The following is a 12610-nucleotide window of genomic DNA, read 5'->3' on the forward strand; positions in this document are numbered from 1 at the left end:
AGATGCGGTCCGCGCTCATAGCGGCTGCACGCGGGTTGGCTACCGCCAGATCAAAGGAAAGACCATGAAAGAAGGCATTCACCCCGATTACCGCGAAGTCCTGTTCATCGACATGTCGAACGACTTCAAGTTTGTGACGCGCTCCACCATCCAGACGCGTGAAACCGCCGAGTTCAACGGCAAGACCTACCCGCTCGCCAAGATCGAAGTGTCGTCGGAATCGCATCCGTTCTACACCGGCCAGCAAAAGATCATGGACACGGCAGGCCGCGTCGAGAAGTTCAACAAGAAGTTCGGCACGCGCGCTACCGGCAAGGCAGCAGCAAAGTAATACCGCCTCGTCGCCGGTTTTTTACCGGCCACGCAGCAGCAAAAAAGGGCAGCGCGAGCTGCCCTTTTTTGTCGCCGGAGCCGAAGCTGCCGCTTCATCCAGGGTGCATGTTCGTCACGTCCCGGCTCTTCCGTGCCGGTGTTGTTACAGCTTACCCACCCACGTTGCGAGCCGTTACCGGCCGTGACGCGCATCGCACGGCACGACTACAATGCCGGATGCTCCAAATTGGCCATTCCAGCCGGACATTCCGTCCGGTCCCGGCTGCACCGCTTACCCGTTACCCACACACCGCATGAGACCTGTCGTTCGCCTCACTGCCTCCGCGACCAGTGCGTTGCCGCGCTGGCTGCTGCTCACCATCTGTATCGTCTATGCGTCGTTCGGTCTGTTCGGCCGCGATCCGTGGAAGAACGAGGACGCAGCCGGCTTCGGCGTCATGTGGACGATGGCCAACGGCGGTGTCCACGACTGGCTGCTGCCGAATCTGGTCGGCAAGTACCTGACGGAAGACGGTCCGCTCGGTTACTGGCTCGGCGCCAGCGCGATCCGCGCGCTCGCGCCGTGGGTCGACGCGAGCAACGCGTCGCGTGTGTTCACGGGTCTGCTGTTTTGCGCGGGCTGCGCGTTCGTCTGGTATGCCGCCTATCTGCTCGGCCGGCGCGCCGAGGTGCAGCCATTCAAATATGCGTTCGGCGGCGAGCCGGAACCGCGCGACTACGGCCGCACGCTCGCCGACGGCGCGCTGCTGATCCTGCTCGCCTGCTTCGGCCTCGCCGAACGCGGCCACGAAACCACGCCCCAACTGGCGCAGTTCGTCGGCATCGCGATGCTCGTGTACGGACTGGTGCGCATGATCGACAAGCCGATTCAAGGCGCGCTGATCTGGGGCCTCGCGCTCGGTCTCGTCACGTTGGCGAGCAGCCCGGTGCTGGTCGGCGCGCTGCTGCTCGGCACGCTCTCGATGACCTTGATCGTGCGCGAGGCGCGCTCGCGCTGGCTGCTGCTGGCCGGCTTGCCGGTGGCGCTCGCCTTGTCGATCGCGTGGCCGATCGCCGCGCTCGCCGCGTTTCCCGAGGACGCCGTCTGGTATCTGCATCAATGGTTGCACGTCAGCCTGAACGCGTTCGCCGGGCCGCCCGGCTCGGTGACCGCGTACGCGCTGAAGAACCTGCCGCTCTTCACGTGGCCCGCCTGGCCGCTGGCGCTGTGGGCATGGTTCAGTTGGTCCGGCCTGCGGCGCGCCCCGCACGTGGCCATTCCGCTCTCGGTGATCGGACCACTGCTGGTGCTGGTCGTGCTGCAAAGCCATCAGTCGAACCGGCTCTACATGCTGCTGCTGCCGGCGCTCGCGGTTCTCGCCACCTTCGCATTGCCCACGCTCAAACGCGGCGCGATCAACGCGATCGACTGGTTCGCGCTTCTGAGCTTCACGATCCTCGGCAGCTTCGTGTGGCTGGTGTACATCGCCGGGCTGACCGGCTTTCCGTATCCGCTCGCGCGCAACCTCGCGCGCCTCGCGCCGGGTTTCGCACCGCAGTTCAAGATCCTGTCGTTCGTGTGCGCCGTCGCCGTGACAGTCTGCTGGTTCGTGCTGGTGCAATGGCGCCTCGCGCGTCATCCGAAAGTCTTGTGGCGCAGCGTGGTGCTCTCGAGCGCCGGCACGACGCTGATGTGGGTCCTGCTGATGACGCTGTGGCTGCCGGTCGTCAACTACAGCCGGACCTATAAGGATGTCGCCCAGCAGATCGCGAGCCATCTGCCCGAGGACTACACCTGCATCTCGCCGGTGCGTCTGGGCAATGCGCAGATTGCGACCTTCGCCTACTTCGGCGACATGCACTTCTCGTTCGACCAGGACTGTGACGTGATCCTGCGCCAGGACACGCAGGACTTCGGCGAGCCGAGCGCGATGTCGAACTTCGTCTGGAAGCTGGTGTGGCAAGGCCGCCGCGTGGCCGACCGCGACGAACGCTTTCGCCTTTACGTGCGTATCGACCGCCCGAAACCGCCGGTCGTCAAACGCCGCGGCTGGCGCAAGAATCCCGGCTGAGCATGTTCGCCGACGTACGGAAAATCGCCGAGCTCGCATGGCCCGTGCTGATCGGCCAACTGGCGATCATCGCGTTCGGCGTGATCGACACGGCGATGGTCGGCCGTTATTCGGCCGTCGATCTGGCCGCGCTCGGCCTCGGCTCGTCGATCTACATTTCCGTCTATATCGGCTTGACCGGCATTCTGACCGCGCTCCAGCCGATTGCCGCGCAGTTGTACGGCGCGCGCCGCTACGCGGAAATCGGCGAGGAAGTGCGCCAGGCGCTGTGGCTCGCGCTTGCGTTGACCGTGCTCGGTTTTCTGATTCTCTATTTTCCGGGGCCGATGCTGCGTCTCGCGCGGGTGCCCGAAGCGCTGCACGAGCGCACGATCGCGTACCTGCGGATCCTGTCGTTCGGCTTGCCGGCGAGCCTTGCGTTTCGCGTCTACAGTTCGCTGACCAATAGCGTCGGCAAGCCGCGGCTCGTGATGATCCTGCAAATCGGCGCGCTGCTGCTCAAGGTTCCGCTCAATACGTGGTTCATCTTCGGCGGGCTCGGCGTGCCGGCGATGGGCGGTCCCGGCTGCGCGCTCGCCAGCACCGCGATCAACTGGGGACTTGCCGCCGTCGGCATGCTGGTGTTGACGCGCGTCGACGTGTTCACGCCATTCGGGATCTTCGAGCGCTTCTGCTGGCCGGTGTGGCGGCGCCAGGCGGCGCAGTTGCGTCTCGGCATTCCGATGGGCCTGTCGTATCTGATCGAAGTCACCTCGTACACCTTCATGGCGCTCTTCATCGCGCGTTTCGGCACGACGACGCTCGCGGGCCATCAGATCGCCGGCAACATCGGCGCGGTGCTGTACATGACGCCGCTCGCGATCGGCATTGCTTCGTCGACGCTGGTCGCCCAGGCGCTTGGCGCGCATCGCCCGGAAGCGGCGCGCACGCTGTCGCGGCACGGCATCATCATGGCCGTCGCGATCGCCAGTTGTTACGGCGCGATCGTGCTGGTGTTGCGGCCGTACATCATCGAAGGCTATACGACGAATAAGCAGGTCGCGGCGGCGGCGTTGCCGCTGGTGTTGATCGTCGTGGGCTATCACCTGTTCGACGCCTTGCAGATCACCACCGCGTTCGTGCTGCGCGCCTATCAGGTGGCGGTCGTGCCGACCGTCATCTATGCGCTCGCGTTGTGGGGCGTGGGACTCGGCGGCGGCTATCTGCTCGGCTTCAACGTGGGCGGCTTCACGCCGTCATGGCTGACCGGCGCGCGCGGTTTCTGGGTGGCGAATACGGCGAGCCTGGCGATTGCGGGCATCGGCCTGCTGATGTACTGGCGAGCGGTGAGCCGGCGATAAAAAGCGGCGGTCTGAAGCGGCTACATGAAGCGGCTACCTGAAGCGGCTATCTGAAGCGGCTACATGAAGCAGCCGCCCGCTCATCCGGCAATCCAAAGCGGCGCGCTGCCTCGGCCACGCGCCCGCCCACGCGGCAATCTCAAGCGGCGCGCGCCTCCTCCGCCACTCGCGTTCCTTCCGGCAATTCCGCCCCGTTCGTCCGATCGTGACGCTCGAAAATCTCGCGCGCCGCGAACAGCGCATTGAGCGCCGCCGGAAAGCCCGCATACAGCGCCATCTGCATGAACACCTCGACGATCTCCTCGCGCGTGCAGCCGACGTTCAGCGCCGCCTCGATATGCACCTTCAACTGCGGTTGCGCACAGCCGAGCGTGGCCAGCGACGCGATCGTTGCAATTTCCCGCGCGCGCAGATCGAGTTGCGGCCGGCTGTAAATATCGCCGAAGCCGAACTCCAGCAGCAGACGTCCGAAATCCGGCGCGATCGGCGCGAGCGCGGCGATCACCTGTTCGCCGGCCGAGCCGTCGATTTCCTTGAGTTTGTTCCAGCCTCGGGTGTAGCGGTCGTTTTCTGCGTGTTCCATGGCGAGTCCTTTTCCGAATGTGAAGGCGATCGAGTTGCGTCGGTCTGTCGTGTCGGATCGCACCCGGTGGACGCCTGCGCGGCGGCATCGATCGCGGCCTCGTAGTAGGCGATCTTGTCGATGATCGCGCCGAGGTTGCTCTGCAACTCGTCGATCCGCGCCAAAACCGCGTCCCGGTGCGCCGCCAGCATCTGGCGGCGGGCGTCCATCGTAGGCTGGCCTTCCGCGCGCAACGCCGCGAAGGCCTGCATCCCGGCGATCGGCATGCCGGTCGCCTTCAGACGCATCACGAACTTCAGCCAGTCGAGATCGGCCGGCGAATACAGGCGATGCCCCGCCTGCGTTCGCCCAACCGCCCGTATCAGGCCGGCCTGTTCGTAGTAGCGCAGCGTATGGGTGGAGACGCCGATGGTCTGTGCGACCTGCCCGATGGTGAGTGCTTTTGACATGACGGTACTCAGGTTAGGACTTCGAGTGCACTTTAAGTCAAGCGCGCGACGCTGTCATTTGTCGGCGCCGGCATATTTTCTTTTCGATGTATTTGATCGATAAGCTCACAAGAGCCTAATCGGTGGGCAAAAGGTTTAAAGATTGTCCGCACTGATTTACTTGTCACGAATCGATCGGTATAACTCGTCGGCGTTCGCAAATAAGGGCGCGCATTTGTCCTATGCTTAAGCGCGGCGCCCGCTAACAGCATGCGCCGCCCGTTCCCCGGTTGACTTTTCTGCCCTCAATGGAGTGCTTGCCATGCTGAAGAAGCTTTTGATGCTTTGCGTTGCGTTGGCGTTGTCGCTATCGGCCGGATTCGCGGCGGCCGTCGAGGTAAATTCCGCCGACCAGGCGGCGCTCGAATCGGTCAAGGGTATTGGCCCGGCGCATGCGAAGGCGATCATCGAGGAACGCTCCAAAAACGGTCCGTTCAAGGACGCCGACGATCTCGCCGCGCGCGTCAAGGGCATCGGCAGCAAATCGGTGGTCAATCTCGAAGGGGCCGGTCTGACCATCAACGGCTCGTCCGCGCCGCCTACCGGCGCGAAGCCCGCCACGAAGTCGAGCGGCGCCGCGAGCACCAAGGCAACGCCGGCAGCCACTACCGCCGCGCCGGCCACGGCCGCGAGCACCGCGCCGGCTACGCCTGCCGAGGCATCCGGCGCGAAACCGTCGAAGTCGAAGAAGAAGAGCAAGGCCGCGGCGTCCGAAGCCGCGGCCGCTTCCGCGCCGGCAGCCGCGGCTAGCGCGCCGGACGACGCATCCGGCGCCAAGACCTCCAAAAAGAAGGCGAGGAAGAGCAAGGCTGCATCGGCCGCGGCAGCCTCCGGCGGCGCGTAACGCCCCCAACGGCGCCGCGCAACCGCGCGGCGTTTTCACCCGCCGACCCGTCGAGCACGCGTCGGCATTCAAGAGAGACCGTCATGAGCCTACTCGACACCATCGGTTCCCTGATGGGTAAATCGCCCGAAGGCGGCGGCCAGCAAGCGCTGGTCGCAGCCGCACTCGAATTCGTCAACAACCAGCCGGGCGGCCTGAACGGCCTGATCGAGCGATTCCGGGAGAAGGGCCTCGGCGACATCGTGTCGTCGTGGGTCAGCAACGGCGAGAACCAGCCGATCGCCGCCGAGGCGCTGCAAGGCGTGCTCGGCTCTGAAACCGTCACCAACCTCGCGGCGAAAGCCGGCGTGCAGCCCGATCAGGTCAGCGGCCTGCTCTCGCAGATCCTGCCGCATGTCGTCAATGCGGCCACGCCTGACGGCGAAGTGCCGGCCGAGGGCAAGCTGAACGCCACCACCGTGCTCGGCGCGCTTGGCGGGCTGACGGCGCTGTTCGGCAAGGGCACCGCCTAAGCGCTTTACCCTGCTGTTCGCCTCACGACTCGCGCTGTCTGAGCAGCAAACGCGTGGCAAATATAAAAAAACGGCAACGAAGTCACCTTCGTTGCCGTTTTTTTTAATGTCGCGCCGGCTGGAAACGGCTCGAATCGGCGCCGATTTGCCGCCGTTTCGCAGCCGTTCCCCCGCGCACTCGCGTCGCTCAATGCACGACGCGTTCGAACACCAGCTCGCCGTTTTCCAGTTCGACCGGAATCACGTCCTTCGGACCGAACTTGCCGGCGAGAATCAGCTTCGCGACCGGGTTCTCGATCTCCTGCTGGATCGCGCGCTTCAACGGCCGCGCACCGAACAGCGGATCGTAGCCGACCTTGCCGACGTGTTCGAGCGCCGCGTCCGACACCACCAGTTGCATGTCGAGCTTGGCAAGCCGTTCATGCAGACGCTGCAGTTGAATCCGCGCGATCGACTGGATGTTCGAGCGGTCGAGCGCATGGAACACCACGACGTCGTCGATCCGGTTCAGGAACTCGGGCCGGAAGTGCAGCTTCACTTCTTCCCAGACCGCGTCCTTCACCGCTTCCTGCGATTCGCCGACCATCGACTGGATCACCTGCGAACCGAGGTTCGAGGTCATCACGATCACCGTGTTCTTGAAGTCCACGGTGCGGCCCTGGCCGTCGGTCATGCGGCCGTCGTCGAGCACTTGCAGCAGCACGTTGAACACGTCGGGATGCGCCTTCTCGATCTCGTCGAGCAGGATCACGCTGTACGGCTTGCGGCGCACCGCTTCGGTCAGATAACCGCCCTCCTCGTAGCCGACGTAGCCCGGCGGCGCGCCGATCAGGCGAGCGACACTGTGCTTCTCCATGAACTCGCTCATGTCGATGCGGATCAGATGATCTTCCGAATCGAACAGGAACGCCGCCAGCGCCTTGCACAGCTCGGTCTTGCCCACACCGGTCGGCCCGAGGAACAGGAATGAACCATACGGCCGGTTCGGGTCCGCGAGACCCGCGCGCGAGCGGCGGATCGCATCGGCCACCGCGCTGATCGCCTCATCCTGACCGACCACGCGGTCGTGCAGTTTTTCCTCGATCTGCAGCAGCTTTTCGCGCTCACCCTGCATCATGCGCGACACCGGAATGCCGGTTGAGCGCGACACGACTTCGGCGATTTCCTCCGCGCCGACCTGCGTGCGCAACAACCGCGGACGGGTCGGGTTGTTCTGCTCCTTCGCTTCGGCCTGGGTCACTTCCTTCAATTGCGCCTCGAGACCCGGCAGCTTGCCGTACTGCAATTCAGCGACCTTCTCCAGCTTGCCTTCACGTTGCAGGCGCGTGATTTCCGCACGCGTGCGGTCGATCTCTTCCTTCAGTTGCGCGCTGCCCTGCACCGCGGCCTTTTCCGCCGTCCAGATTTCCTCGAGATCGGAATATTCGCGATCGAGCCGCTCGATTTCTTCCTCGATCAGTTGCAGACGCTTTTGCGACGCTTCGTCCTTTTCCTTCTTGACGGCTTCGCGTTCGATCTTCAACTGGATCAAGCGACGGTCGAGCCGGTCCATCTCTTCCGGCTTCGAGTCGATTTCCATCTTGATCTTCGACGCGGCTTCGTCGATCAGATCGATCGCCTTGTCGGGCAGGAAACGGTCCGTGATGTAGCGATGCGACAGTTCGGCCGCCGCGACGATCGCCGGATCGGTGATATCGACGCCGTGATGCAGCTCGTACTTCTCCTGCAAACCGCGCAGGATCGCGATGGTGGCTTCCACCGTCGGCTCGTCGACGAGCACCTTCTGGAAGCGGCGCTCCAGCGCGGCGTCCTTCTCGATGTACTTGCGATACTCGTCGAGCGTGGTGGCGCCCACGCAATGCAGTTCGCCGCGCGAGAGCGCCGGCTTGAGCATGTTGCCCGCGTCCATCGCGCCCTCGGCCTTGCCCGCGCCGACCATCGTGTGGATTTCGTCGATGAAGACGATGGTCTGCCCTTCGTCTTTCGCGATGTCGTTCAGCACGGCCTTCAGCCGCTCCTCGAACTCGCCGCGATATTTGGCGCCCGCCAGCAACGCGGCCATATCGAGCGACAGCACGCGCTTGCCCTTGAGCGTCTCGGGCACTTCGCCGTTGACGATACGCTGCGCGAGACCTTCGACGATCGCGGTCTTGCCCACGCCCGGCTCGCCGATCAGCACCGGATTGTTCTTGGTGCGGCGCTGCAGGATCTGGATCGAACGACGAATTTCATCGTCGCGGCCGATCACCGGATCGAGCTTGCCGGCCCGCGCGCGCTCGGTCAGGTCGATGGTGTATTTCTTCAGCGCTTCGCGCTGGCTTTCGGCGTCCTGGCTGTGCACTTGCGAGCCGCCGCGCACCGCGGCGATCGCGCTTTCCAGCGACTTGCGCGACAAGCCGTGCTGACGCGCGAGGCGGCCGGCCTCGCCCTTGTCGTCGGCGATCGCGAGCAGGAACATCTCGCTCGCGATGAACGTGTCGTTGAGCTTTTGCGCTTCCTTGTCGGCCTGGTTCAGCAGCCCGGTGAGTTCGCGGCCGATCTGCACGTTGCCGTCGGTGCCCTGCACTTGCGGCAGCCGCGTGATGGCATCGGCGAGCGCCGTTTGCAGCGCCTGTACGTGCACGCCGGCGCGCGAGAGCAGCGAGCGCGCCGAGCCGTCCTGCTGCGCGACGAGCGCCGCCAGAACGTGAACCGGTTCGATGTATTGATTGTCGTGGCCGACGGCCAGGCTCTGCGCATCCGCCAGCGCTTCCTGGAATTTAGTGGTGAGTTTGTCGATTCTCATCAAGAGACCTCCAATTTCGATTACCACCAAAATGAGGCGTTTTAGGCAGGTTTCAAGCGGGTTTCTGCATTCAGCGGCAACTATTTAACGCTCGATGCGACGGAAAATCGCCCCGCCGGCTTCACGTCAGCGGCGTGGGGCTCTCTTCCGTCGGCGCGGCGGGCACGATCGGAATGATGTTGCTCAGGCCGAGCAGCGCGGCGAGCGCGCCGTGCGGCTGCGCCATGTCGCCGATGGTATGGCGGTCGAGTTCCGCGAGGAAGGCGTTGCGCGCCGCTTCGAGCGCGCCTCGCAGCCGGCACTGCGCTGTAATGACACAGTCGCGGCGCTCGCCGTGCTGATCCGGCAGGCAGCCGACCAGCGCGAAGTCGCTTTCGGTGGCGCGCACGACCTCGCCCACGCTCAGCCCGATGGAGCGCTCGGCGAGCCGCAGGCCGCCGTTGCGTCCGCGCACGGTCTCGACCCAGCCGAGTTCGCCGAGTTGCTGCACGACCTTCATCAAATGGTTCTTGGAGATTCCGTACGCATTCGAAATGTCCTGAATCGTCGATAGTCCCTCGCGACGGACGGCGAGATACAGCAGGACGCGCAGGGAGTAATCCGTATAGTCGGTGAGTCTCATAAGTGCAGGTGCCGCGGTGAGCGCAAGCCGCGATCCGGGGATAACCGCGTGGATGCAAGGGTTGCCGGTGCCGTCGCCTGGTCATAACATGCAGGCGCTACGCATAGTTTGTTATTCTGCGCTGACTGCGCGGAGTTTGTCGTTCGGCAGTAATGGTAGCGTTTTCCGCATAAGCCGTTCGCCCGATAAGCGGAAATTGCCGATTTACTTTGTTTCGTCTGACTACGCCGCGAGCGATTCTCCGCCATTCGACGGCGCGTATGGCGGGCCGCGACGAAGCACCGCATTTTCTGGAAACCAGCATGAACCCGTCCTTCCCCGCCGCGCCGGTTGTCGAGCGCGCCGCCGAACCCACTGACGCGAATATTGGCGAACTCGTCTACGGCTTTTACGACCGCGTGCGCGCCGATCCGCTGCTGGGTCCGGTGTTCGAAGCGACGCTGGCGGGCCGCTGGGACGACCATCTGCCGAAAATGTGCACGTTCTGGGCGAGCCTCGTGCTGGGCGCGAAGCAGTACCGCGGCAACGTGCAGCAGGCGCATCAGCCGCTCGAGGGCGTCGAGCCCCAGCACTTCAGCCGCTGGCTGTATCTGTTTCTGGATACGGTCGAGTCGCGCTACCAGCCGGCCGCGGCGGTCCGCTTCATGGAACCGGCGCTGCGGATTGCGCAGAGCCTGCAACTGAGCCGCTTCGGCTGGGACTACCAGATTCCGGCGGAACAGCAGGCGTTGCTGGAGCGGGTGGCGCCAAAGCGTCCTCGCGACGATGGCGACGAGCACGCCGCCCGCCCGCGCGGCGAGCCATTTCCCACGCGGATCATCGGCCGGGGGCGCGACGAGGGGCCCGACGAGGGGCGCGACGAATGACGCGCGCGGGCTAAGGGTTCAATCCTCGGCCTGATTGCCCGATTCGATGCCCCAGCGGGCCAGCGCGGCGTCGTCGGCCACGCGGGCGTCGACCCAGCGTTCGCCGGCCTCGGTCTTCTCTTTCTTCCAGAACGGCGCCTGGGTCTTCAGATAGTCCATCACGAATTCGCACGACGCGAAGGCGTCCCCACGATGCGCGGCGGTGGTCGCCACCAGCACGATCTGGTCGAGCGGATAAAGCTTGCCGACGCGATGCACGATCAGCACCTCGATACCCGGCCAACGCTCGCGCGCGCTCACGACGATCGCTTCCAGCGACTTCTCCGTCATGCCGGGGTAATGCTCCAGTTCCATCGTTTCGACCGCGCTGCCGTCGTTCAGATCGCGCACCGTGCCGACGAAACACGCGACCGCGCCGACCTTCGGATTGCGCGCGCGCAACGCGGCGACCTCGGCGCTGAGGTCGAAATCTTCCGTCTGGACTCGAACGGGCATCTCTGGCTCCTATGCGGTGAGCGGCGTTCCGGCGCGTCAGCCGCCGGTGACGGGCGGAAAGAACGCGACTTCGCAGCCCTCGGTGATACGCGTGGCGGCGCCGGTCATCACGTGGTTGCAGGCCATTCGCAGCGCGCGGCCTTCGGCGAGCGTGTCGGCCCAGATGCCGCCGCGCACGCGCAACCACGCGCGCACGTCGCCTACGGTCGCGATGCCGTCGGGCACATCGACCGTTTCGTCGGCCGTGTCGAGCGCTTCGCGCACGCTCGCAAAATAGCGGAGTTGAATCTTCATCGGATACCGCCGGCTTTTTGCCGGCCTCAGTTCAGCAATTCGGAAAAGGGGATGAAGCGCACGGTCTCGCCGGCGCTGATCGCGTGGTTCGGCGGATTGTCGATCAGGCCGTCGCCCCAGACGGTCGAAGTCAGCACGGCCGAGCTTTGATTCGGAAACAGATCGAGGCCGCCGGCCTGATTGATGCGGGCCCGCAGGAACTCGTTGCGGCGGTCGGCCTTGCTCTGCGTGAAATCGGCGCGCAATGTCAGCGCTCGTGGCGCGACCGTCTGCACGCCGGCCAGACGCAGGATGAACGGCCGCACGAACAGCAGGAACGTGACGAAGCTGGAGACCGGGTTGCCGGGCAAGCCGATGAAAAAGGTTTCCGCTGAAGCCGATGCCGGCGTTTGCGCCGAAGCCGAAACCGAAACCGAAACCGAAACCGAAACCGAAGCCGAAGCCTGAGTCCGAGCCAACCCGCCCGCATTCTCCGGCGCCGGTCCCGCCACCCGGCGCACCGCGCCGAACGCGAGCGGCTTGCCCGGCTTCATCGCGATCTGCCACATCGCAAGGCGCCCTTCCGCCTCGACAGCCGGCTTCACGTGATCTTCCTCGCCGACCGACACGCCGCCGCAGGTCAGAATGAGGTCGTGCGCCTGAGCGGCTTCGCGCAGCGTGGCCCGCGTGGCGTCGAGCCGATCGGCGACGATGCCGTAGTCGGTCACTTCACAGCCTAGCTTTTCCAGCAACGCGCGCAGCGTGAAGCGATTCGAGTTGTAGATCGCGCCCGGCTTGAGCGGCTCGCCCGGCATGGTGAGCTCGTCGCCGGTGAAAAAAACAGCGACCTTCACGCGGCGGCGCACCTGGAGTTCGGCGCAGCCTACCGACGCCGCGAGCCCCAAGGCCTGCGGCGTGAGCCGCGTGCCTGCCGGGAGAATGATGGAACCGCTGCGGATGTCCGCGCCTTGAGCCGTGATCCATTCGCCGGGTTGGGGGCTGTGCAGGAGCGTGACTTCCTCGCCGGCGGCTTCAGCCTGTTCCTGCATCACGATGGCGTCGGCGCCCGGCGGCACCGTTGCGCCCGTGAAGATGCGCGCCGCCGTGCCCGGTTTTAACGGCTGTGGCGCGTGCCCGGCCGGGATGCGTTGGGACACCGGCAAGCGGCGGTTGCCGTGCGCCGTCAGATCCGCGGCATGGACCGCGTAGCCGTCCATTGCGCTGGTGTTCATCGGCGGCACGTCCAGCGGCGAGGTGACGTCGGCGGACAGCACGCGGTTGAGCGCTTCGAGCGTGGGGATCGTCTCGGTGCCCGCGATCGGGCTGGCGGCGCCAAGCAAGGTCGCCAACGCTTCGGCGGTGGCGAGCATCGGCGCGCGGGGCGTGGTGGTGGACATCGGTGGTTTCGAAGCCGCGGG

The 12610-nt window shown here is 65.0% G+C and carries 13 protein-coding genes; 6 read left to right on the top strand and 7 right to left on the bottom strand.

Going from position 1 to position 12610, the window contains the following annotated elements:
- The first annotated feature begins 64 nt into the window (after positions 1-64).
- The 3 genes from ACTJLC_RS01005 to ACTJLC_RS01015 all read left to right on the top strand — a co-directional run bounded on the left by ACTJLC_RS01005 (position 65) and on the right by ACTJLC_RS01015 (position 3724).
- Entirely contained in the window at positions 65-331 is a 267-nt protein-coding gene (locus tag ACTJLC_RS01005) for a type B 50S ribosomal protein L31 (RefSeq protein WP_073426793.1), read from the top strand.
- Positions 332-626: 295 nt separating this feature from the next.
- A complete protein-coding gene (locus tag ACTJLC_RS01010) occupies positions 627-2384 on the top strand; it encodes an ArnT family glycosyltransferase (RefSeq protein ID WP_073426794.1) in 1758 nt (585 codons plus the stop codon).
- A 2-nt stretch (positions 2385-2386) separates the two neighbouring features.
- Positions 2387-3724, top strand: coding sequence for an MATE family efflux transporter (locus tag ACTJLC_RS01015; protein WP_073426795.1), 1338 nt, complete (start codon positions 2387-2389; stop codon positions 3722-3724).
- 139 nt (positions 3725-3863) lie between these two features.
- Here the strand turns inward: ACTJLC_RS01015 and ACTJLC_RS01020 are convergent, their stop codons facing one another.
- Entirely contained in the window at positions 3864-4307 is a 444-nt protein-coding gene (locus tag ACTJLC_RS01020) for a carboxymuconolactone decarboxylase family protein (RefSeq protein WP_114162333.1), read from the bottom strand.
- Positions 4226-4756, bottom strand: coding sequence for a MerR family transcriptional regulator (locus ACTJLC_RS01025; protein ID WP_114162332.1), 531 nt, complete (start codon positions 4754-4756; stop codon positions 4226-4228). The genes ACTJLC_RS01020 and ACTJLC_RS01025 overlap by 82 nt, the downstream gene beginning before the upstream one ends.
- Before the next feature lie 301 nt (positions 4757-5057).
- Between ACTJLC_RS01025 and ACTJLC_RS01030 the strand changes: the two genes are divergently transcribed.
- Both ACTJLC_RS01030 and ACTJLC_RS01035 read left to right on the top strand, forming a co-directional pair.
- Positions 5058-5639, top strand: coding sequence for a ComEA family DNA-binding protein (locus tag ACTJLC_RS01030; protein WP_114162331.1), 582 nt, complete (start codon positions 5058-5060; stop codon positions 5637-5639).
- Entirely contained in the window at positions 5609-6151 is a 543-nt protein-coding gene (locus ACTJLC_RS01035) for a YidB family protein (RefSeq protein WP_412534834.1), read from the top strand. The genes ACTJLC_RS01030 and ACTJLC_RS01035 overlap by 31 nt, the downstream gene beginning before the upstream one ends.
- A gap of 187 nt (positions 6152-6338) precedes the next feature.
- Here ACTJLC_RS01035 and clpB read toward each other — a convergent pair whose 3' ends face one another.
- Both clpB and ACTJLC_RS01045 read right to left on the bottom strand, forming a co-directional pair.
- Positions 6339-8936 carry an ATP-dependent chaperone ClpB gene (clpB, locus tag ACTJLC_RS01040; RefSeq protein WP_073426800.1) on the bottom strand — a complete coding sequence of 866 codons (2598 nt, stop codon included), beginning with the start codon at positions 8934-8936 and terminating at the stop codon, positions 6339-6341.
- A gap of 121 nt (positions 8937-9057) precedes the next feature.
- Entirely contained in the window at positions 9058-9558 is a 501-nt protein-coding gene (locus tag ACTJLC_RS01045; RefSeq protein ID WP_073426801.1) for an Rrf2 family transcriptional regulator, read from the bottom strand.
- 302 nt (positions 9559-9860) lie between these two features.
- Here ACTJLC_RS01045 and ACTJLC_RS01050 point away from each other — a divergent pair, with 302 nt between their 5' ends.
- Positions 9861-10424, top strand: coding sequence for a group III truncated hemoglobin (locus ACTJLC_RS01050; RefSeq protein ID WP_310316792.1), 564 nt, complete (start codon positions 9861-9863; stop codon positions 10422-10424).
- 18 nt (positions 10425-10442) lie between these two features.
- On the opposite strand, the gene moaE is transcribed toward ACTJLC_RS01050, so the two are convergent.
- Genes moaE through ACTJLC_RS01065 form a run of 3 tightly spaced genes read right to left on the bottom strand, consistent with a single transcriptional unit; the run spans position 10443 to position 12589 of the window.
- A complete protein-coding gene (gene moaE / locus ACTJLC_RS01055; protein WP_310119679.1) occupies positions 10443-10919 on the bottom strand; it encodes a molybdopterin synthase catalytic subunit MoaE in 477 nt (158 codons plus the stop codon).
- A 36-nt stretch (positions 10920-10955) separates the two neighbouring features.
- Positions 10956-11213, bottom strand: coding sequence for a molybdopterin converting factor subunit 1 (gene moaD, locus ACTJLC_RS01060; protein WP_310119680.1), 258 nt, complete (start codon positions 11211-11213; stop codon positions 10956-10958).
- Between the two features lie 26 nt (positions 11214-11239).
- A complete protein-coding gene (locus tag ACTJLC_RS01065) occupies positions 11240-12589 on the bottom strand; it encodes a molybdopterin molybdotransferase MoeA (protein ID WP_440843185.1) in 1350 nt (449 codons plus the stop codon).
- Between the last annotated feature and the right edge of the window lie 21 nt (positions 12590-12610).

The organism is Paraburkholderia sp. 22099 (assembly GCF_052045835.1).
Taxonomy (GTDB): domain Bacteria; phylum Pseudomonadota; class Gammaproteobacteria; order Burkholderiales; family Burkholderiaceae; genus Paraburkholderia; species Paraburkholderia terricola.

Coding starts and splice junctions, on each gene's coding strand:
- ACTJLC_RS01005 (WP_073426793.1), top strand. CDS start 65: ATGAAAGAAGGCATTCACCCCGATTACCGCGAAGTCCTGTTCATCGAC.
- ACTJLC_RS01010 (WP_073426794.1), top strand. CDS start 627: ATGAGACCTGTCGTTCGCCTCACTGCCTCCGCGACCAGTGCGTTGCCG.
- ACTJLC_RS01015 (WP_073426795.1), top strand. CDS start 2,387: ATGTTCGCCGACGTACGGAAAATCGCCGAGCTCGCATGGCCCGTGCTG.
- ACTJLC_RS01020 (WP_114162333.1), bottom strand. CDS start 4,307: ATGGAACACGCAGAAAACGACCGCTACACCCGAGGCTGGAACAAACTC.
- ACTJLC_RS01025 (WP_114162332.1), bottom strand. CDS start 4,756: ATGTCAAAAGCACTCACCATCGGGCAGGTCGCACAGACCATCGGCGTC.
- ACTJLC_RS01030 (WP_114162331.1), top strand. CDS start 5,058: ATGCTGAAGAAGCTTTTGATGCTTTGCGTTGCGTTGGCGTTGTCGCTA.
- clpB (WP_073426800.1), bottom strand. CDS start 8,936: ATGAGAATCGACAAACTCACCACTAAATTCCAGGAAGCGCTGGCGGAT.
- ACTJLC_RS01045 (WP_073426801.1), bottom strand. CDS start 9,558: ATGAGACTCACCGACTATACGGATTACTCCCTGCGCGTCCTGCTGTAT.
- ACTJLC_RS01050 (WP_310316792.1), top strand. CDS start 9,861: ATGAACCCGTCCTTCCCCGCCGCGCCGGTTGTCGAGCGCGCCGCCGAA.
- moaE (WP_310119679.1), bottom strand. CDS start 10,919: ATGCCCGTTCGAGTCCAGACGGAAGATTTCGACCTCAGCGCCGAGGTC.
- moaD (WP_310119680.1), bottom strand. CDS start 11,213: ATGAAGATTCAACTCCGCTATTTTGCGAGCGTGCGCGAAGCGCTCGAC.
- ACTJLC_RS01065 (WP_440843185.1), bottom strand. CDS start 12,589: ATGTCCACCACCACGCCCCGCGCGCCGATGCTCGCCACCGCCGAAGCG.